Annotated in this window: 19 protein-coding genes and 3 pseudogenes; 16 read left to right on the top strand and 6 right to left on the bottom strand. The window is 61.8% G+C overall.

What is annotated here, in order from left to right; genetic code table 11:
• Positions 1-239: 239 nt before the first annotated feature.
• The 3 genes and pseudogenes from RTS12_RS15265 to RTS12_RS15255 form a co-directional block, all read left to right on the top strand.
• A complete protein-coding gene (locus RTS12_RS15265) occupies positions 240-758 on the top strand; it encodes a hypothetical protein (protein ID WP_312530046.1) in 519 nt (172 codons plus the stop codon).
• Complete coding sequence (locus RTS12_RS15260) at positions 751-3,342, top strand: GAF domain-containing protein (protein WP_312530044.1); 2,592 nt, start codon at positions 751-753, stop codon at positions 3,340-3,342. The genes RTS12_RS15265 and RTS12_RS15260 overlap by 8 nt, the downstream gene beginning before the upstream one ends.
• A 15-nt stretch (positions 3,343-3,357) precedes the next feature.
• Positions 3,358-3,524 (top strand): annotated as a pseudogene (locus RTS12_RS15255) (IS3 family transposase); the annotation flags it as partial.
• Positions 3,525-3,651: 127 nt separating this feature from the next.
• On the opposite strand, the gene RTS12_RS15250 reads toward RTS12_RS15255, so the two are convergent.
• From RTS12_RS15250 to RTS12_RS15235, 4 genes are all read right to left on the bottom strand, one after another.
• Positions 3,652-4,143, bottom strand: a complete 492-nt coding sequence (locus RTS12_RS15250) for a phosphate-starvation-inducible PsiE family protein (protein WP_312530042.1) — start codon at positions 4,141-4,143, stop codon at positions 3,652-3,654.
• Positions 4,144-4,363: 220 nt separating this feature from the next.
• On the bottom strand, positions 4,364-5,299 hold the full coding sequence (locus tag RTS12_RS15245) for a YfdX family protein (RefSeq protein WP_312530040.1): 936 nt from the start codon (positions 5,297-5,299) through the stop codon (positions 4,364-4,366).
• 72 nt (positions 5,300-5,371) lie between these two features.
• Positions 5,372-5,863 carry an Hsp20/alpha crystallin family protein gene (locus RTS12_RS15240; RefSeq protein ID WP_312530038.1) on the bottom strand — a complete coding sequence of 164 codons (492 nt, stop codon included), beginning with the start codon at positions 5,861-5,863 and terminating at the stop codon, positions 5,372-5,374.
• A gap of 20 nt (positions 5,864-5,883) precedes the next feature.
• On the bottom strand, positions 5,884-6,387 hold the full coding sequence (locus tag RTS12_RS15235) for an Hsp20/alpha crystallin family protein (RefSeq protein ID WP_312530036.1): 504 nt from the start codon (positions 6,385-6,387) through the stop codon (positions 5,884-5,886).
• Between the two features lie 138 nt (positions 6,388-6,525).
• Between RTS12_RS15235 and RTS12_RS15230 the strand changes: the two genes are divergently transcribed.
• The 13 genes and pseudogenes from RTS12_RS15230 to RTS12_RS15170 all read left to right on the top strand — a co-directional run bounded on the left by RTS12_RS15230 (position 6,526) and on the right by RTS12_RS15170 (position 17,149).
• Complete coding sequence (locus RTS12_RS15230) at positions 6,526-6,681, top strand: hypothetical protein (protein ID WP_312530034.1); 156 nt, start codon at positions 6,526-6,528, stop codon at positions 6,679-6,681.
• A 479-nt stretch (positions 6,682-7,160) separates the two neighbouring features.
• The gene (locus RTS12_RS15225) at positions 7,161-10,055 is read left to right on the top strand and encodes an AAA family ATPase (RefSeq protein WP_312530032.1); all 2,895 of its coding nucleotides are present in this window, start codon (positions 7,161-7,163) and stop codon (positions 10,053-10,055) included.
• 77 nt (positions 10,056-10,132) lie between these two features.
• Positions 10,133-11,305, top strand: coding sequence for a sigma-70 family RNA polymerase sigma factor (locus RTS12_RS15220; RefSeq protein ID WP_312530030.1), 1,173 nt, complete (start codon positions 10,133-10,135; stop codon positions 11,303-11,305).
• Complete coding sequence (locus RTS12_RS15215; RefSeq protein ID WP_207470195.1) at positions 11,302-11,949, top strand: HdeD family acid-resistance protein; 648 nt, start codon at positions 11,302-11,304, stop codon at positions 11,947-11,949. The genes RTS12_RS15220 and RTS12_RS15215 overlap by 4 nt, the downstream gene beginning before the upstream one ends.
• A 211-nt stretch (positions 11,950-12,160) precedes the next feature.
• Positions 12,161-12,781 carry a hypothetical protein gene (locus RTS12_RS15210; RefSeq protein WP_312530024.1) on the top strand — a complete coding sequence of 207 codons (621 nt, stop codon included), beginning with the start codon at positions 12,161-12,163 and terminating at the stop codon, positions 12,779-12,781.
• Position 12,782: 1 nt separating this feature from the next.
• Complete coding sequence (locus RTS12_RS15205; RefSeq protein WP_155066081.1) at positions 12,783-13,358, top strand: NADH dehydrogenase ubiquinone Fe-S protein 4; 576 nt, start codon at positions 12,783-12,785, stop codon at positions 13,356-13,358.
• Positions 13,339-13,962 carry a rhomboid family intramembrane serine protease gene (locus RTS12_RS15200; protein ID WP_312530017.1) on the top strand — a complete coding sequence of 208 codons (624 nt, stop codon included), beginning with the start codon at positions 13,339-13,341 and terminating at the stop codon, positions 13,960-13,962. Before RTS12_RS15205 ends, RTS12_RS15200 begins: the two co-directional genes overlap by 20 nt.
• Positions 13,953-14,795, top strand: a complete 843-nt coding sequence (locus RTS12_RS15195) for an SDH family Clp fold serine proteinase (RefSeq protein ID WP_312530015.1) — start codon at positions 13,953-13,955, stop codon at positions 14,793-14,795. The genes RTS12_RS15200 and RTS12_RS15195 overlap by 10 nt, the downstream gene beginning before the upstream one ends.
• A 51-nt stretch (positions 14,796-14,846) precedes the next feature.
• Positions 14,847-15,269, top strand: coding sequence for a thioredoxin TrxC (trxC, locus tag RTS12_RS15190; RefSeq protein ID WP_011982916.1), 423 nt, complete (start codon positions 14,847-14,849; stop codon positions 15,267-15,269).
• 48 nt (positions 15,270-15,317) lie between these two features.
• Complete coding sequence (locus RTS12_RS15185) at positions 15,318-16,472, top strand: cation:proton antiporter (RefSeq protein ID WP_312530013.1); 1,155 nt, start codon at positions 15,318-15,320, stop codon at positions 16,470-16,472.
• 52 nt (positions 16,473-16,524) lie between these two features.
• Positions 16,525-16,626, top strand: a pseudogene (locus RTS12_RS15180) (hypothetical protein); the annotation flags it as partial.
• Between the two features lie 23 nt (positions 16,627-16,649).
• Positions 16,650-16,817 carry a hypothetical protein gene (locus RTS12_RS15175; RefSeq protein WP_312530048.1) on the top strand — a complete coding sequence of 56 codons (168 nt, stop codon included), beginning with the start codon at positions 16,650-16,652 and terminating at the stop codon, positions 16,815-16,817.
• Between the two features lie 8 nt (positions 16,818-16,825).
• The gene (locus tag RTS12_RS15170; RefSeq protein ID WP_312530011.1) at positions 16,826-17,149 is read left to right on the top strand and encodes an IS3 family transposase; all 324 of its coding nucleotides are present in this window, start codon (positions 16,826-16,828) and stop codon (positions 17,147-17,149) included.
• Between the two features lie 151 nt (positions 17,150-17,300).
• Here the strand turns inward: RTS12_RS15170 and RTS12_RS15165 are convergent.
• Positions 17,301-18,838 (bottom strand): IS3 family transposase gene (locus RTS12_RS15165; RefSeq protein WP_409455693.1). Its coding sequence is split into 2 segments (ribosomal slippage): positions 17,301-18,523 and positions 18,523-18,838, totalling 1,539 coding nucleotides; the frame shifts between segments, so codons are not numbered across the junction.
• 53 nt (positions 18,839-18,891) lie between these two features.
• Positions 18,892-19,020 (bottom strand): annotated as a pseudogene (locus RTS12_RS15160) (IS3 family transposase); the annotation flags it as partial.

Here is a 19,020-nt window from a genome sequence, read left to right as displayed (position 1 = left end):
TCCGTCCGGGGAAAGGGGAGCCTTGGCCATCAGCCGAATTGTGCAACAGAGCCCCGGCAGGACGGCACCGAGCGGCATACTTCGCGTGTCTGGAAAATCCTTAGATAGCCGGGTAGGTAGGGATCAACCAGCTTGCAGCGGGCACCGCGCGGTTCAGGCTGATCTCTCTTCTGGGTCACTGTTCGTATATGTTTTGCTTGGAGATCGATTTGAACTGGGCTGAAAGCCTTCGCACCAGAATGCGCGACGACACGCGCGCGGCGCATGATCGCGTCGATGCGGCCTATCGTTGCTGCGACATCACGGGCCCAGAAGGCCTGGGCCTGTTCCTGTCGGATCATCTGCGCGCCTTTGCCGCACTGTCCTTCTCGAATGGCGTCAACTCGGCCCAGGTCGAGGCGTTGCAGGCCCAGTATCGGGAGGCGCTGGAGACCGACCTTGCTGCCCTTGGACATCCGTGGCCCGAAGGCGGAGAACGGCTTCGCGTCACGGCAGATCCCGCGCTTTACATCCTTCTCGGGTCACGGCGGGGGGCGAAGCTGATGCAGCGCCACTGGGCGGCCCATGCCCGGGGCGAGGCCCGGCAGGCAGGCGCTTTCCTGTCCCTGCCGCCGCGCGACGCGGAATGGCGCGAGCTCTGTTTCGACCTGTCCGCCCGGCCGGCGCATGGCCCCGACGCCGATCGCATGGTGGCCGAGGTCAATGCGATCTTCGGTCTGTTCCGCCCTCGGCCTCTTGCGAAAGGACGCTATGACTGAAAGCACAATCCCGCAGGTCGCAGCCGAGCCGGCGAAGGACAGCGTCACGCAGGCGATGGTCGATGCCTGCGCACAGGAACAGATCCAGTTCCTTGGCCATGTGCAGGACTTCGGCTGCCTCCTGGTCGTCACTACGCAGTGGGTCGTGCGTAATGTCTCGGCAAATTGCGGGGGGATCCTGGGGCTCGAACCCGGGGCGCTGGTCGCGCAGCGGCTCACGGACGTCCTGCCCTCGTCCACCATGCACACGCTGCGCGGCAAGGTGCAGGTGATGGGGCGCTACGACCAGGGGATCCGCCTGTTCGACGTGGCCGTGTTCGAGGATGACCGCCGCTTCGACATTGCGATCCATCGCGACGGCCCAGTCTTCCTGATCGAGTTCGAGCACAAGCGGTCCGACCGCGTGCGCGACCCGGGGGCCGTGGTGCAGTCGCTCCTGCCCCGGCTTGCCCAGGGCGAGGATCAGGACGATCTCTGCGCCGTCGCGACGGATGCGGTCTGGGCGCTGACCGGCTTCGACCGGGTCATGGTCTATCGGTTTGAACCCGATTTCAGCGGCGTCGTCCTTGCCGAGACGCTCACCGGGGGTGGGGCCAGTTACATGGGACACCGCTTTCCCGCCTCGGACATCCCGGCGCAGGCGCGCGCGCTTTACACGCGCAACCTGATCCGGATCATCGCCGACGTGGACGCGCCGGTGCATCCGATCGTCCCCGCGCAAGCCCCAAACGGCGCGCCGACCGACCTGTCGCTGTCGATCACCCGTGCGGTGTCCCCGATCCATCTGCAGTACCTGCGCAACATGGGTGTGCGCTCCTCCATGTCGGCCTCGATCCTGGTCGAGGGTGAGCTGTGGGGGATGGTTGCTTGCCACCACGAGCAGCCGCATTATGTCGATTACGAAACCCGCTCCGCCATCGAGTTGTTCGCCCAGCTGCTGGCCTACGAACTCGGCCAGCGCGCAAGGCAGGACGAAGCCCGGCAACGGGCCGCCGCGCTCGAGGCGCATGAGCGCATCTCGATCATGGTCGAAAGCGCTACCGGCGACGCCCCCGACCTCGCGGCCGTCGCCCGCGAGATCATGGACGCTATCCACGTTGACGGCATCGCCATGATGATCGGTGGCCACTATCTCTCGGAAGGGCTGGCGCCATCGCGGGAACGCTTCGGCATGTTGATGGATCACGTGGCCCGCAACGGGTCGAACCGGGCGTTCGGCGTCGACAACCTGCAACAGGTCTGTCTTGGGACAGTACCGCCGGAATCCAAGATCGGCGGGATGCTGGCCATCCCGATCCACAGTCGCCGCAGCGACGGCGTGATCCTGTTTCGTCGTGAGATGACGCGAGACCTGATCTGGGCGGGTTCTCCGGCAAAGATGCAACTGCCCGATGGCCGCCTGTCGCCGCGCACCAGCTTTTCGGCCTGGCGCGAGCAGCGGCGCGGCTTCTGTGAAAGCTGGACACCGGGCGACCTTGCCGCGGCCGAAGTGCTGCGCGTCAGCCTGCTGGAGATCACGCTGCGCCTCAACGCCGAACGCGACCACCGCAGCACTACCCGCAACGAGCGGCAGGAGGTCGTGATCGCCGAACTGACGCACCGGCTGCGCAACGTCTATTCGACGGTTTCGGCCGTGATCGAGTCGGGGGCGGATGGAGGTGACCCTGTTCTGCAGGCCTATGTCGCGGAGACGCAGGAGCGGCTTGCCGCGATGAAGCGGGCAAGCGACGTCCTGACCGACCGCGGGCAGCGGGAAACCTCGCTGCGCCAGCTGATCCTGGACGAGGTCCGCGTCTATGGTGGTTCAGCCGGCGACAGGGTGGAATATGTCGGCGGCGACGTCATGCTGTCGTCCCGGCAGCGCTCGGCCCTGACGCTGGTGACCCATGAGCTGACGACCAATGCGGTGAAGCACGGGGCGCTGGGACCCGCGGGCGGGCGGCTGCAGGTGAGCCTCGGCGAAGTGAAGGGCGGCATCGAGCTCCGGTGGCACGAGCGCGGAGGTCCGGCCGTGTCCGCGCCCCGTCGCGCAGGCTTCGGCAGCGCACTGATCGAGCAGGTAGTTCCGCACGAACTCGGCGGGACGGTCACGACCAGCTTTGCCCGGGAAGGCTTCGAGATGACGATGCGGATCCCGGGCCTTTCGGTCCGGCCCGAAGCGCCTGCGCCTGTTGTCCAACTGCGGCCCGCGCCGACCAGCGCGAACGACATCCGGCTTTCGGGCCGGGTGCTGGTCGTCGAGGACAACACGATCATCGCCATGAACGCGGCGCAGAGCCTGCGCAGGCTGGGCGCGCAGGATGTCGTGATCGCGGCCAGCCCCCATGCGGCCCTGTCGGCGCTGGACGACGGGACGCCGATCCGCTTTGCCGTGCTGGACCAGGATCTGAACGGCCTTTCGTCCGAACCCGTGGCCGCGCGGCTGGAGGGCGCCAACGTGCCCTTCGTCATGGCAAGCGCACTTGTGCCCGATGTGAAGGAAGTCGGTGGGGTCTTCGGGCGTGCGGTCTGGATCGAGAAGCCTTATAGCAGTGAGGCGATCGGGCAGGCGTTGCGGGCCCATTTCGGTGACCGCTTTTCTTGATCCAGCAGAGATTACCTCAAGACGGAGTTCTTCTATCCACGCGACTGGAGGGACTTCTCAATGGAGCAGTTCATAGACCCGTGGATGGCTATATCCGCTAATATAACGAAACCCGCATCAAGATGTCGCTTGGTGGCCGAAGCCCGATCGAATATCGTGAAAGCCTCGGCCTTGCGACCTGAAAACAGTCCAGGTTTTTGTCCGCACCCCCGGCTGATCAGCTCGGCATGATAAAAAATTTCTGCTAAACAATTATGATGATGAGTGCGGCAGAGGTTGATGAAACAAGTCGAACGAAAACGCTTCGGCTCATTGATCGCCTTCGGCATTTTTAGCACCGGGCTCTTCGCGCCGGTCCTGATCGCGCACCAGCCAGTGGACTGCTCCGAGCGCAAGAGCCGCGCCCGCGAGGGCGGCAATCTTGGCTGGCTCCGTCTCGCCAAGGTCGAGGATGATAAATTTGCGCGCGATCGCGAGGAGCGCGATCAGCACGATCGTGCGGACCTGGAGAATGCCGAAGCTGCGTTCTGTCGCCACAAGAAGGGAGCGCTTGAACTCGAGCGCAATTACAACGGTGAAGATCATTCCGAACACCACCTGGAAGGTGGCGTAATCGAGCATGTCGAACGCTCCCAAGACCAACCGGTTCACGACCTCGCGCATCAGCGCCCAAACCGACGCCACGACGATAACCGCAATGATGGCGCTGAGGACGAAAATGACGACCTGTTCGAACTTCTCGTAGAGCGTCATCGCCGACCATTGTTCACGGGTTAGCCCTGATGGTTTCAGGTCTTTCATCAGTACCCCTCGAAGTTCCCCCGAATAGACAAGCTCTCCCTGGCTTCGCCGCAGACCGGGATCATTCGGGAATTCTTTACCTGCGATGGAGCCAGGAACCAATTGTTATGTGTCGAGAGCCGGGACTCCGGGCCCAGACTATCGATCGTTCCTCAGTCTTCCTGCGAAAGAACCCCGCCGCTGGTCTCGTTTGCGGCGGGGCTCCATTAGAGGTTCTCTTTTAGTTGAAGATGCGCGTTCGAAGTTCCTTGAACCGGGTCGCAATCGTTTCGAAGATCCCTCCGGTATCCTCCTGCGCCTTAATCTGACGGTCCAACTCATTCAGCGCCTCATGCAGATCCTCGAAATCGCTTTCGCGGCCGTAGCCGAGCGCTTCGGCGATTTCGAGTTCCTGGCGTGCCGCCTCAACATAGTCGGCGGCCGTCAGATCGGCATCTTCAGTAGCGGCTTTGTCGTTTGCCGCCTTACCGTCGTCATTGAGCAGAGCTTTGGCCTTCTCGATCATCGCCACGGCTCTGAGCGGAGGCAGGGCGATCACTGTGTCGGTCACCACCTGGGTGCTCAGTGCGGCGTTGAGTACCGTCATCGCTTCGTCGGTCTTTCCGTCATCAAGCAGTGCCGTCGCTGCGAGGATCGCGTCGGGATAGGTCGCAAGCGGAAGGCTGGTTGTCCGGATGACAACCTCGGACGCGAACCCGCTCAGCAGCGGTCTCGCTTCCTGGAACTTCCCATCGTCGACCAAGTCCTCGATCTGTTTGCCGAGTCCTCGGACGGCTTCGACGCTGCCCAGAACGTCATAGGTGACATGATCGATCCGTATGGGCGCCAAAGCGAGATCCGGTTCACGCGCGACGACGGTCTCGAGCTTCCCCGTGGCCAACGCGAGCGCAGCAATCGCCGCATCTGTATCGCCCTTCTCGATCGCGGCGATCGCAGCCATCGTTTCATCGAGCGCGTCGACCGCCTCCTGGATCACGGCGGTGCGTTTATCGGCGAGCTGTGAATCGGTTTCGGCGGTCACGCTCTCTTCGACCTGCTCCCGGTTGACCGCCTGCGATTCAGCCTCCGCCTGAGCCGTATCCTGAGACCAGGAAGGGCCCGCGCTGACAATCAGCAGCGCCAAAGCTGTTCCCGCGTAAAGATTCCTGAGTTTCATCAGTCTGTTCCTTTCGGCTGTGATTGGTTCTACGGCGGTTTCGCCGCGAAGTTGGCACGGTCAAAGCCCTTCTCAGGCCTCCTTGACCGCGATTTTCCTGACCTTGGCTTGGGCTTCGGGCGTTTGCGGCAGCTTGATCGTCAGAACCCCGTTCTTGAAGGAGGCTTGCGCCTTCTCGCCATCCACACCGGGCGGGAGTGGAATTGTCCGGTAGATCGCGCCGTAGCTGCGCTCGGAGAGGTAGTATCCCTTTTTCTCCTCCTGGCGCTCGATCTTCTTCTCCCCCTTCACAGTCAACATGTCATCGTTGACGGTCACCTCGATGTCCTTCATCTCCATGCCCGGCAGCTCGATCGATACTTCGATCGCCTTGTCGGTCTCGACCACGTCGGATTTGGCTTCGCCGCTGCCCCAGGGCCATTCGAACTGACCGACCCGGTTCCAGAAGTTCTCGAACACATGGTTCATTTCGCGCTGGAGTGTCGCGATCGGGTTGTCTTCGCTGCTTTTGGCGTCTGGCGCGCCGTCCTTGCGCGCCCAGGGGATCAGGTCCTTGATCTGCATGATGGTGTGTCCTTCGGTTTTCAGGCGCCCTTGACGGCGATCCTCTTCGGCTGAGCTTCAGGGGCTCGGGGGAGCGTCAAAGTGAGGACGCCTCCGCGCATCTCGGCTTCGATCCGGTCGGGGTCGAAACCCTCGGAAAGCGTGAAGTCACGCTCGAAATCGCCCTCGGCACGTCCAGCATAGGCAAGTTCCAGGTTTTCAGGCCGCATCGGCTCAACCTTGCCGCGGATCGTCAGCACGCGGTTTTCAAGCGTGATTTCGACCGCATCGGCGGCGACACCAGGCATTTCGACCATCATGGAGACACACTGATCGGTCTCGACGATATCGGTCAGCGGGTCGTAGATGCGGCCGCCGCCGGCGGTTTCAGGCGCGTCAGTCGGCGTCTTTTCGTGGCTTGCGTGATATCGGTGCTCATCATTCCAGCTCCTCTCAGGCTGCCCTGATCTCAATTCTCTTCGGCTTCTCCTCCTCAGGCCGGAAGATGACGATCCGCAGTACGCCGTTCGCGAATCGAGCGCCAAGGCAAGAGATATCGATAATGAATCCGTTTCAGTTCTACGGCCACAATGATACGACGCAAGCATAATTCATGCTAGCATTTTAATCTCCAGCGGCGTCTGATGGAGCTTGGCGACGACCAACAGACCCTTGGAGGTCAAATGATGATTGCATCCGGCGCTGCGTTGATCGGCACGACGATCCATCGGGTCGCCCAGCACATCCAGCAGCGGATCGACGATGAAAGCCGTGAGCCCGGTCAGACGCGACTGTCGTGGATGGCAGCCGCCCATGTGGACGATTCCCCGGCCTCGTGATCAGCGACCTCACGGCGCGGCTGGAAGTCGGCAGTGCGACAGCCGGGCAACTCGTGGACCGCATGGCGCGGGGGCTGGGTTGAGCGGTCGCCGTCACCGAATGATCGGCGGTCGCAGACCGTTGTGCCGACGAGAAAGACGCAGAAAATCTTGCGAGAACTCGACCCCTGACGAGCGGCGTTGAAGGAAGACATCTTACCGGACCTATCAGTCGACGAGAGGCGTGTTCTTCTCGCACTTCTCAAACGCATACGTGCGCAGCACTCACGCTAGAGGGAGCAAATTGGTATGGAAAGGAAGACTGGATCTTCTCGAGCAATCGGCGCAAGATCTCCTGCAACGAGAGACACTGGACGAGCCCGATCTTGTGGCAATTGGGTCCAAGGTGAAAAGAACGGAAGTGGTCGCTGCGTGACACTGTCACTGGCGCAGATGATCGGCGAACAACCCTGACTGGATAATGAAAACGGAGAAGACGAATGGCAAACGGAGCTTGCGATATTTGCGGTCGCCCGGCGACGACGCGCGTGCGCGCCTCGGTGAACGGCAGGGTTCAGAACATGGAGCTGTGCGATCAGCACTACAGCGAAATAGCGCGCCGGTCGGGTCGCAGCGCCTCGCCGCTGGAGTCGCTGTTCGGGCGGCGTTCCCTTCTTGACGAATTCTTCGGCGAGAGCGGTTTCGGCAGCCTCTTTGGTGACAGTCCGCTGCGAGGCGGCACGCTCGGCTCTATGGGTGATGGCGATGACGCTGTCGTCGACGCCACTTTCGGCGAGGGCGCGCCGCGGCGTGGATCGCGGCGCGGCGGCGGACGCACCATCGCCGACCGGCTGAGCGAACAGGGCAACAAGCTGCTGCAGGATGCAGCACAGAAGGCCGGGGAATTCGGGCGCAGCGAGGTCGACACCGAACATCTGCTTCTGGCATTGACCCCGTCTGACGTCGTCAAGACGATCCTGGAACAGTTCAAGGTCGATGTGGATGATCTGCGGCGCCAGATCGAGAAGGAAGCGAAGCGTGGAGACGCCAAGACGGAGGGCGAAATCGGCGTAAGCCCTCGCCTGAAGGACGCGCTGAACCGGGCCTTCATCGCCTCGAACGAACTCGGCCATTCCTATGTCGGTCCCGAGCACCTTCTGATCGGACTTGCCGAGGAAGGTGAAGGCCTGGCCGCGGCGATGCTGCGCAAGCTGGGGTTGACGCCGCAGGCGCTGCGTCAGCAGGTGACGAAGGTGGTCGGCAAGGGAGCCGAGGAAGGCCGCGTCGAGACTCCGTCGAACACCCCCGATCTCGACCAGTTCAGCCGTGACCTGACGAAGCTCGCCCGCGATGGCAAGCTCGATCCCGTCATCGGCCGCGCCCGCGAGATCGAGACGACGATCGAAGTGCTGGCCCGCCGGAAAAAGAACAACCCGGTGCTGATCGGCGAGCCCGGCGTGGGCAAGACCGCCATCGTCGAGGGACTTGCACAACGGATCGTCGCGGGCGAAGTGCCCGAGGCGCTGCGCGACAAGCGGCTGGTCGAGCTCAACATCAACTCGATGGTGGCCGGGTCGAAGTATCGCGGCGAGTTCGAGGAGCGAGTCCAGAAGATCCTCAAGGAGATCACCGAGGAGAAGGACAGCCTGATCCTGTTCATCGACGAGATGCACACCATCGTCGGCGCCGGCCAGGGCGGTGGCGAAGGTGGTCTCGACATCGCCAACACCTTCAAGCCGGCGCTGGCGCGGGGCGAGCTGAACCTGATCGGCGCGACGACGCTCAACGAGTACCAGAAATACATCGAGAAGGACGCGGCGCTCGAGCGACGGTTCCAGCCGGTTTATGTGGACGAGCCCACGGTCGCACAGACGATCATGATTCTGCGCGGGCTGCGCGACACGCTCGAAAGCCACCACAAGGTGACGATCACCGACGAGGCGATCATCGCCGCCGCGGAGCTTTCGGATCGCTATATCACCGGTCGCTTCATGCCCGACAAGGCGATCGACCTGATCGACCAGGCCGCGGCGCGGGTGAAGATCTCGGCCACTGCGCGGCCCGTGGACGTGCAGGAGCTCGAAGCCGAGGTCGCGCAGATCAAGCGCGAACAGGACTATGCCGCAGCCCGCAAGCAATTCGACCGAGCAGCGGAACTGAAGAAGGAACTCGAGCAGAAGCAGAAGGAGCTTGACGAGCTTCTGGAGATCTGGAAGCGCGACCAGGCTTCGGCGACTGCCGAGGTGCGCGCCGATCATGTCGCGCAGATCGTCTCCAAGATCACCGGTGTTCCGGTCACGGAGCTGACCGCCGAGGAGAAGGACAAGCTCCTGAAGCTTGAGGAGAAGCTGCACGAGCGCGTCATTGGCCAGGAAGAAGCGATCCGCGCCGTGGCCGATGCGGTGCGCCTGGCGCGTGCGGGTCTGCGCGAAGGTTCCGGTCCGACCGCGACCTTCCTATTCCTCGGGCCGACCGGGGTTGGCAAGACGGAACTGGCCAAGACGCTCGCCGAGGTAATCTTCGGCGATCAGGACGCGATGATCCGTATCGACATGTCGGAATATGGAGAGCGTCACGCGGTTGCCCGGTTGGTTGGCGCACCTCCGGGCTACGTCGGATACGACGAAGGCGGGCAGCTGACGGAGAAGGTGCGCCGTCGGCCCTACTCGGTCGTGCTCCTCGACGAGATCGAAAAGGCGCATCCCGATGTCTACAACATCCTGTTGCAGGTGTTCGACGATGGCCGCCTGACAGATGGCAAGGGCCGCGTGGTGGACTTCACCAACACCATCATCATCGCCACCTCGAACCTCGGTTCGGACATCATCCAGCGCAACCTCACGAAACGCGGCAGCAGTGAGTTCGACGAGGCCAAGCAGAAATCCGAACTGATGGAGGTGTTGCGCGGTCATTTCCGGCCAGAGTTCATCAACCGGATCGATGAGATCATCGTCTTTCATTCGCTGAATCAGTCGGAGATCCGCCAGATCGTCGAGTTGCAGCTCAACCGGGTGAAGCGGACCGCCCTTACCCAGGGCGTCGAACTCGAATTCGACGTGAGCGTCGTGGATCACTTCGGCGCGGTCGGCTTCCGCCCCGAATTCGGCGCCCGCGAGCTGCGCCGGCTGATCCGGTCGGAGTTGGAGACCGAGTTGGCCCGCGAGATGCTCTCCGGGCGGATCGAGGATGGTGACAAGGTCCGCGTCGCCTGGTCGGAAGACGAACAGAGGGTCGTGTTCGAAAAGATCGTAAAGGACACCGGTGACGACAGCCCGGACGATCAGGCCAAGGCCGGGATGGAGGAGCCCAGCGAAGTTGCCGAAAACAAGACAGACGTTCCGAAGCCCAGCGTTGAGGATGAGGTGCAGTCCAAGGACGACAAGTCCGCCGAGTGACAGCGCAAAAGACTGGCCCGGCGCGATATCGGTCGCGCCGGACCATCTCTTCGGAGAGTTATAGGAAGGTCCACGGCATGAACGTCATTAGATCATTCCGCAATCTCGACCGGCACGGCCAACAGCGCGCGCCTGAGGTCATCGAGGAGGAGGTGCGGCAACTTGAACCGCACCTTGCGCGCTTTCGCGAGGATCTGGTCCGGCTCGAAGTCGTTGCCTCGCAGACGAGGGGCAAGACGCGCATCAAAGTCAGCCTGCGCCTGCAACTGCCGTCGGGCGTGATCGCGGCGCGGGAAGAGGGATTCGAGATCGAGCCTGTCCTGCGCAAGGCCTTTGCCGACCTGCGCCACCAGGTCGATCGGCATGTGGCGCGCCTCAAGCACGAGCCTGAATACAAGCGTCCCGCCCGCCGGCGCCGGATCGGCGCCCCGCTGCCGCCCGCGCGGGATGCGGCGGAAGCGGACCGGCGCCAGCTCTTCTTTGACCTGATCGAGGATTATCTCGATACGATCTATGACACCGTCAGGCGCGAGTTGACCTATCTCGAATGCAGCGGATCGGTACCGGAGGGATATCTGAGCGTTCGCGGTCTCTTCGATGCGACGATCCTCAAGGGGCTGGCCCGCTTCGAGGATCGGCCTTCGGAGTTTTCCGTCGGCGACTGGCTGAAACGGCTGGCTTTTGAGACCATCGAGGAAGAATCCCGCGCCGCCCGCCGCGCCGTGCCTGAGGATGCCGCCTCCATCGAGGCGGAACCCGAGGCCCCGGCGGAGGATCCGACCGAGGCGGATCAGGCGATGTTCGAGTTCTACCAGCCCGACGAAGTGCTGATGCTGGAGGACCTCATCGCCGACGACGGCGGCACAGACCCCGAGACCGAAGTGGATCGTCATGATATCGCCATGGCACTGCACCGGGCTATCGCAGATCTTGCTCCGGTCGAGCGCCGCGTCCTGTATCGGATGTACCTGGAAGACGCCACGATCGCGGAGACGGCGCACCTCCTGGGTCTCACTGAGGCGGAAGTGTTGAAGATTGCAGAGAACGCGGCGGAGACACTGCGCGGCACGCTGGTCGAAGCCGGGTTGATCGGCGAGGCATCGGTGCGCGCGCCCGTGGAAAGGGAAATTGCCCGGACGCAGTGTCTGCCTCAACCGGTCGAGGACCGCCGCCGCGTGGCGGCCGCCCTGGCCGGCGCGGAGACAATCGGCACTACTGAGTTGAAACCTGAACAGGAGATGGACCAATGACGACAACCTCTGCAAAGCAATCCGACACGATGCAGGACATGCTGTGCAGCCTGTCCGGGAACTGGTGGCTGTTCGTGCTGCGCGGTGTCCTGGCGCTGGTGATCGCGGTTCTCGCCTTCCTCATGCCTGCGGAGTCGCTGCTTGCTCTGACGCTGGTCTTCGGCGCTTTCGCCTTCGCCGATGGCGTGTTCGGCCTCGTCGCCGCCGTCCGCAACATCCGCGGGGGCGATCGCTGGGGCTGGCTGATGTTCAGCGGCATTCTGGGGATCGCCACGGGGGTCGTCGTGGTCTTCTCGCCGTTCGTCGCGACGCTTGTGCTTGCGACATTCCTCTGGGCCAGCATCGCATTCTGGTCCGTGTTCTCGGGTGCCCTCGAGATCGCGGCAGCGATCCGCCTGCGAAAGGAAATCAACGGCGAAATCTGGCTGATCCTGAGCGGCCTTCTCTCGGTCGTTCTCGGTGTCGTCGTGACCTGGATGCTGCTGACGCGCCCGGTCGAAAGCTTCCTCGCGCTCGGCTGGCTGATCGGCTTCTACGCCGCGGTCTTCGGGGTGATGATGATCCTCCTCGGGCTACGGCTTCGCAAGGCGGATCGTTCGGACGGTGCGGCCTTCGATGACGCTCCCCCATCGGCAAAGGCGTGAGGTGCCCTGTGGTGGATGACGGGCGACTTGCCGGCGAGGAGCACGATTTCACCCGATGGGACGAAACGATCTTCGACCGTTGCCTGAGCACCGGCTTCAATCCGTTCGGCAGCGGTCCGACGCCAATCTTCCTGCGGCACCGGGACGCAGAGGCGCCGGACGCCGATGCAAAGCCGTGCATGCCACCTGGCACCGAAAATGCGAGGTGCTGATGTCGAACCGCCTGCCTGACTTGGCATTTGCTGCTGCGGCCGCTGCCTTGGGCATCGGCATCGTTTTCGTTTTTCGTTCGATGTATCTTGCCGAAGACATACTGCCTTTCGCGCAGGAGATGACGCTCATCTTCCTCGGCGCTGTCGTGACGATCATTCTGACCGCGGCGCTTCTCAATCGCCAGACCGATCTCGAGCTTCGCAAGGAAGGAAGGGTCATCATCCTCCAGGAGCAATGCGACATTTACATGGCCTGCATCGAGAAGGTCGCAGAGATCGTGGAAACCGCAAGGCACGATGCGAAGCTGATCGATGAACTGCGTGTTCTCAGCCACAAGCTGGCTGTGGTCGCGAGTGCAGGGGTCGTGTCCAGCTTCGAGCAGGTACTGGAGAGCTTGCAGTCCGGTTTTGCTGACGGCACGCTCTCGGACGGGGACGGAGAGGGCGTGATGAATGCCGTCGCCGATCTCACGATAGCAATGCGGTCGGACGTCCTGCACGCTGCTGCCTTTCCTTCGCAGAACACCGAACGCGCCGTTCGCCTGAATTCGAGGCGAATGGAAAAACTCGACGATCTCGAACGTCACCTTCTCGTATCCACCGACACCCGGGAGAACTGATATGCGCGGCCATAATCGCCCACCATTCCCGCCGAAAATTCCCGGAACCGATCTGCCATCCTGGGACGTGCCGACGGCAATCATCTACCGTCCTGCCCGTTCCGCGATGACATCGGCGCCTCGGCCCAACTACTGGATCCTCGAGTTCGAGCCGTCCCGGCCCCCGCAGATCGAGCCGCTGATGGGACATACCTCCAGCGACGATCCCTATCGCCCGATCCGGCTGAAATTCCCCGACCGTGATAGCGCCGTGGACTTCGCCGAGCGGCAGGACTGGCGCTATATCGTGCGTGAGGACGCCCCGCGCCGCCCCGAGCCTAACCCCTGGCGGGGAGAGGAGCGGCATCGCCTCTATAACGGCGCCGACGCCCCGAACGCCTTTCGCATACCGTTCCGCCTGGATCGGGGTCGCACGGACCACCCAATCCGGCGCGCAGTCGAGCAGAAAGGCACGGTGGACCTGTCGTCCCAAGAAGAGGCCGAATTCGATCCGGTCCTCGAAGCCTCGCTCGAATCCTTCCCCGCCTCTGATCCTCCGGCGTGGACGGGTGTGACAATTGCAAGAAAGACGACGTGATGACGGCCTGCCGTCGCGCGTCTTCGGTCAGCTCCGTCTCATCGCCCCGTCCGATTGGACCCCGTTCCTGACAAACATCTTCCTGCACGCGGGATGGCTTCATCTCATCCTCAACATGTGGACGCTCTGGATCTTCGGCCCAGCGGTCGAAGACCGGCTAGGGCCGGTGCGGTTCGCACTGTTCTGCGGCCTGGCAGCTGGGCCGGCGCATGCCCTCGCCAACCCCGACTCGGTCGTGCCTGCCCTCGGAGCATCAGGCGCGATCGCGGGAGTGATCGGGTGCTATGCGCGGATGTTTCCGGCGGCGCGGCTGGTCGTGATCGTGCCGATCCTGGTCATCCCGTTGTTCTTTGAGATCAGCGCGCTGGCGTTCGCGATGATCTGGTTCGTCATGCAGCTCATCCCCGGTCTGATGTCGCTCGGAGATACGGCCACCGGCGGGGTTGCCTGGTGGGCGCATATCTGCGGCTTCGTCTCAGGATGGCTCGTTAGTCCGATTCTACGCAGGCCTGCAGTCACCTATCGCAACTACTACCGCGACGAGGGAATATACGGCTTCCTGCCGGATGGGCGAAGGAAAGGAAAAGGAAATCCATGGATTTGATGCAACTGCTCTGGCTGTTCTTCATCGTCTCCGCACTGCAGCCGGCACTGCAGAGGAAGTATCTGGAGGCGATGCGCACTCGGAAGATCGCTCAAATCGAGAGGATGCGCGGAAGCCGGGTGATCCTGATGATCCATCGGCAGGAGACGATGAACCTCCTAGGTTTTCCCCTGGTTCGCTACATCGACGTTAACGACTCCGAGGAAGTCCTGCGCGCGATCCAGCTGACGGACGCCGAAATGCCGCTCGACATCGTGCTGCACACCCCCGGCGGACTGGTCCTCGCTGCCACGCAGATTGCTCGCGCCATTCAGGGAAACAAGGGCAAGGTCACAGTTTTCGTGCCGCACTACGCCATGTTGGGGGGAACACTGATCGCTCTGGCCGCAGACGAGATCGTGATGTGCGACCACTCCGTGCTGGGCCCGATCGATCCGCAACTCGGCCAAATGCCCGCGGCTTCACTCATCAGGGTCGTCGAGCAAAAGCCAATCACGGAAATCGACGACCAGACGTTGGTCTTGGCCGATGTCGGTCGAAAGGCGATCGCCCAAGTCGAGACCGTAGCGCGACGGCTCCTGACCGACAAGATGGGCGAGGAAAAGGCGGCGACATTGGCGGCGCAGCTGGCCACCGGCACCTGGACGCACGACTACCCTATCTCTGCGGAAGAGGCGCGCGAGATGGGGCTGCCGGTACGGACCGACATGCCCGAGGAAATACTCGAGCTGATGACCCTCTATCCGCAGCCCGTCCGCCGTCTGGGCGGCGGCGTCGAATACCTGCCCGAACCCCGCCACCGAGAGGCCCGGCGGGCCACGACCTCGCGCTGAACGGCGCCGCCCTGCCTGCCCCTCCGAAACGACACTCAAAGGGAGAACAGAATGCCCACCGTTGCTTGCCCGAAATGCAGTTCCGTCAATCGCGTTCCGCAGGAACGACTGACGGACAACCCCAGCTGCGGCCGCTGCGGCGCCGCCCTGTTCGAGGGCCGGCCAGTCACACTGACCGCCGCCAGTTTCGACCGACACGCCGATGCCGATCTGCCCCTGCTCGTCGATTTCTGGGCGGAATGGTGCGGGCCATGCAAGATGATGGCACCTCAGTTCGAGGCTGCGGCGCGTTCGCTCGAACCCCAGTTCCGTCTCGGCAAGCTCGATACCGAAGCCGAACAGCAGATCACCGACCGTTACGGGATCCGCGGCATTCCCACCATGATCTTGTTCAGGGGCGGCAAGGAAATCGCGAGGACGAGCGGTGTAATGCCTGCCGCGCAGATAGCGCAGTGGGCGCGGTCGCACGTTTAGAGTATACAGGTATTGGCCTTTCCTGCGACATGATATCAGGAGAAGAACATGCATGGCGTGACTGGATTTGCCGAAAGTGCGGCCTTGTTGGTTTGCGCCGCGTTCGTACTCGTGACGATATGTTCACGGATTGGCGTGCCTAGCATCGTCGGTTACATTCTTGCCGGTATAGTCATTGGACCCGCTGGCCTCGGCCTGATTGCGGAGAGCGCTGCCCTGAGCAGTATTGGCGAAATCGGAGTGGTGCTGCTGCTGTTCGCGCTCGGCCTGGAATTCTCCTTCGAGAAGCTCGTAACACTCAGGAAGCATGTCTTCGGTCTTGGGGCTGTACAGGTTTCAGTCACGACGATAACGGTTTCGTTGGTAGCGAGTTTGGTCTTCGATCTCGCATCAGTTTCCGCAATCCTCATCGGCGGGGCCATTGCGATGTCATCCACAGCCATGTGCCTCAAGGTGCTCGCAGGCGCGAACGCTCTTGGATCGGCTCATGGGCGCTTGGCCATCGCAGTGCTTCTGTTTCAGGACTTGGCAGCCGTCGCGTTCCTGCTTCTGCACGATGCAATGAGTGGTGCCGCCGAAGGGTATGGCGTGATAACGGTCATCGCCAGTGCAACGGCAGTGGTTGCTGCTCTGTTCATTGCCCGAGGTCCGTTGCAGGTACTTGCCCGTTGGGTCGCGTTGCGTGGCGATCCGGAGCTTGCCCAACTCCTCGCACTTACCATTGCGCTTGGGTCCACGATCGTCGCGACATCTGCTGGCCTTTCTCCGGCGCTCGCCGCATTCGCGACCGGTATGATCATCGGCGAGGGCGACGCGCGCCATGCTGTCGAGAACGAGATCCGGCCCTTTCGCGACTTGTTTGTCGGGATTTTCTTTATCGGTATTGGGACTCAATTACCACTTTGGATCCTTCCATCTCAATGGCCTGCCGTGCTGGTCTGGCTTGCAATAATACTCTGCGGAAAGACGCTGATTGTTTTCGTCGTCGCCCGACTATTCGGCGAAGCGCTTCAGACCTCATTGCGGACCGGAGTCATCCTGGCCAACGGGGGAGAATTCAGCCTGATGTTGCTATCGGTTTCCTCGACATCGGGTACAGTGGCCGAGGAGTTCGCCGGCCCCCTCCTCCTCGCGATTGGAGCGAGCATGTTGGCTGGAAGTCTTATGATTAGTTTGAGCTACCCCCCGAAAATCGGACAGTGACGTAAGCTACGATCTGCCGTCTGCTGGTCTCCAAGAACGAGGAGACCAGACGATGTCGAAACGCAGGAACCACGACGCGGGCTTCAAGGCTCGCGTGGCGCTGGAAGCCGTGAAGGGCGAGCGCACCGTATCGGAGCTTGCCGGAGAATACGGCGTGCATCCGACGATGATCCACCAGTGGAAGAAGGCGCTGCTCGAGGGGCAGCGGAGATCTTCGAACGCGGCGGGAAGAAGAAGGCTGAGGTCGACGAGGAGACGGTGCGGTCGCTGCACGCCAAGATCGGGGAACTAGCTGTCGCCAACGATTTTTTGTCACGAAAGCTCAAGCCCTGGACCGGCAAGTGAGGCGCGGGATGATTGAACGTCACCACCCTAAGTTGTCGGTCGGGACGCAATGCCGCCTGCTGTCGATCTCGCGGTCGTCGTTCTACTATGCGCCGCAGGGCGAGACCGCAGAGAACCTGTCGCTCATGCGGTTGATCGACCGACAATTTCTGGAAACCCCATTCTACGGCGTCCAGCAGATGACCTGGCACCTGCGGAACGAGGGCCACGCCGTGAATGTGAAGCGCATCCGGCGGCTGATGCGGCTCATGCGCCTGATGGCGATCGAACAGAAGCTGTATTGGCCCCCGTTTTACCGGACACTCAAGCGGTTGCGGTTTGAGCTGCAATGAACTCGCGTGGCGAGCGCATTCTCAGCCCTGAGTGCGGGTGGTTTTCGTTGTAGTCTTCGAACCGGCTCTGTTGCACAAATCGGCTGACGGCCGAGGGTCGCCTTTCCCCGAACGGACTTATCGGGGGTGCGGACAAAAACTTGGACTGTTTTTAGGTCATTATGCCGAGGCTTTGACGGTATTCGATTGGGCTTCGGCCACTAAGCGACATTTTAATACGCGTTTCGTTATACCAGCGTATGTAGGCGTCAACGGCATCGATGAACTGAGCTAAGGTGAAGGCCCGCCAATCACGCGGATAGAAGAACTCATTTTTGAGGCGCCCGAAGAAGCCTTCACATGCGGCGTTGTCTTGGGAGCTGGCCTTCCGTGACATCGAGCGAACGAGCCCAGCTGCGTTGACCCGCTCTAGCCAGCCAGTCCAGCGATAATGGCCTCCGCGATCGCTATGGATGATGGGCCGGGCGTCACTGTCCACGATGGTCTCCAGGGCTGCGTCCAACATGAGGTTGGCGAGATCCGCATCGGGTTTGGTGCCGATGGCCCAATTGATGACCAAGCCGTCGAAGCAATCGATGATCGGGGAGAGATAAACTTTGCCTGCGCGGATGTGGAACTCAGTGATATCCGTCAGCCACTTCTCGTTTGGGGCTGCCGCGTGGAAGTCGCGATTGATGACGTTCTCTGGCGCGGGGCTGATTTCGCCCAGATATGAGCTGTACCGCCGCCGCTTGGGCTTTGGCACGGCCAAAGCCTCCTGTTTCATCAAGCGCCGCACCACTTTCTCTGATATTGAGATGGAATGGCGCGTCAGAGAGGCTGTGAGGCGGCGATAACCGTAACAGCAGTGATTGCTTTCGAGGATATCGGCCATGATGCGGCGCACCGGAAGATACTTATCTTCCAGCCTGATCCGGATGCGATGGTAGAAGTATGAGCTGCGCGGCAAGCCTAAGCGCGTCAGCAAAGCCGGCGCTTTATACTGGTTTCTTAGGGCGACGATCAGCAGGGTCTTTTCCCGACTGCTCAGGCTCTGCAGGTCGCCGCCAATGCCCTTTTTTATCAGTTCGCTCGCGGTTCTGAGCAGGTCATGCTCAATCTGAAGTTCGCGGATGTCGCGCTGTAAGGCTTCGCGCTGACGTTCCAACTCTGCGATCTCTGGATCCAGAGGGGGGCTTTTCTTACGTCTCATCGTGGCTGGAGCCTCCATGCCAAGGAACTGGTTTTTCCAAGCATAAAGCGTCGGCCTGCTTACCCCGACCTTTTTCGCCAAAACCTCCGCACTTTCTGTGCGGCTATAAAGGCCTACGACAGCGGCCTGCTTCGCAGCATCGGTGTGATTGCCTGGCCCATATCTTCCGTTCGAACCCTCTTTGCCTGGGGAAAGGCCTCGTGCACCCAAGCCGTCAGCGTGGCGCGGCCCGGATACCCCAAGGCACGCATGGTCCATGAAATGCAGCGCCCTTGGCTGGCATAATGCTCTAGCGCGACTTGCTTCTGCTCCTCCGAGAATTTGGGCGGGCGGGGTGCTGATGCGATCCGCAAATCCTGATGGCGCTCGTATTCGCAATACCAGCCCTTCAGGGCGTTCTTTGTGGGATATCCCAACTCCCGGATCGTGGCGCGCAGCCGTTTGCCCAGCTTGATATAGAGGGCAACTGCCCGCATGCGCTCTTCGTAAGTAAACATGAACTATCTCCAAGATAGTCCAAGTTTTCGTCCGCACCCCCAGCCCGAGTTTCTTAGATGCCTTCACGTCTCATTTTCTGCTGCCGCTCGAACTCGGCGGGCGACAACATCCCATTCCTCGCATGTTTGCGCCTGATCCGCTCGCGCTTGAGCAGGTTGAAGAAGCTCTCGGCAACGGCGTT

The sequence above is a fragment of the Paracoccus sp. (in: a-proteobacteria) genome, assembly GCF_032007265.1.
Taxonomy (GTDB): Bacteria; Pseudomonadota; Alphaproteobacteria; order Rhodobacterales; family Rhodobacteraceae; genus Paracoccus.
This window is presented reverse-complemented; position numbering and strand designations above follow the sequence as displayed.

Excerpts from the sequence above, each read along its gene's own strand:
- RTS12_RS15205 (WP_155066081.1), top strand. The coding sequence starts at position 12,783 with ATGCGCGGCCATAATCGCCCACCATTCCCGCCGAAAATTCCCGGAACC.
- RTS12_RS15170 (WP_312530011.1), top strand. The coding sequence starts at position 16,826 with ATGATTGAACGTCACCACCCTAAGTTGTCGGTCGGGACGCAATGCCGC.
- RTS12_RS15250 (WP_312530042.1), bottom strand. The coding sequence starts at position 4,143 with ATGAAAGACCTGAAACCATCAGGGCTAACCCGTGAACAATGGTCGGCG.
- RTS12_RS15260 (WP_312530044.1), top strand. The coding sequence starts at position 751 with ATGACTGAAAGCACAATCCCGCAGGTCGCAGCCGAGCCGGCGAAGGAC.
- RTS12_RS15245 (WP_312530040.1), bottom strand. The coding sequence starts at position 5,299 with ATGAAACTCAGGAATCTTTACGCGGGAACAGCTTTGGCGCTGCTGATT.
- RTS12_RS15215 (WP_207470195.1), top strand. The coding sequence starts at position 11,302 with ATGACGACAACCTCTGCAAAGCAATCCGACACGATGCAGGACATGCTG.
- RTS12_RS15225 (WP_312530032.1), top strand. The coding sequence starts at position 7,161 with ATGGCAAACGGAGCTTGCGATATTTGCGGTCGCCCGGCGACGACGCGC.
- RTS12_RS15230 (WP_312530034.1), top strand. The coding sequence starts at position 6,526 with ATGATGATTGCATCCGGCGCTGCGTTGATCGGCACGACGATCCATCGG.
- RTS12_RS15220 (WP_312530030.1), top strand. The coding sequence starts at position 10,133 with ATGAACGTCATTAGATCATTCCGCAATCTCGACCGGCACGGCCAACAG.
- RTS12_RS15210 (WP_312530024.1), top strand. The coding sequence starts at position 12,161 with ATGTCGAACCGCCTGCCTGACTTGGCATTTGCTGCTGCGGCCGCTGCC.
- RTS12_RS15195 (WP_312530015.1), top strand. The coding sequence starts at position 13,953 with ATGGATTTGATGCAACTGCTCTGGCTGTTCTTCATCGTCTCCGCACTG.
- RTS12_RS15240 (WP_312530038.1), bottom strand. The coding sequence starts at position 5,863 with ATGCAGATCAAGGACCTGATCCCCTGGGCGCGCAAGGACGGCGCGCCA.
- RTS12_RS15185 (WP_312530013.1), top strand. The coding sequence starts at position 15,318 with ATGCATGGCGTGACTGGATTTGCCGAAAGTGCGGCCTTGTTGGTTTGC.
- RTS12_RS15265 (WP_312530046.1), top strand. The coding sequence starts at position 240 with ATGCGCGACGACACGCGCGCGGCGCATGATCGCGTCGATGCGGCCTAT.
- trxC (WP_011982916.1), top strand. The coding sequence starts at position 14,847 with ATGCCCACCGTTGCTTGCCCGAAATGCAGTTCCGTCAATCGCGTTCCG.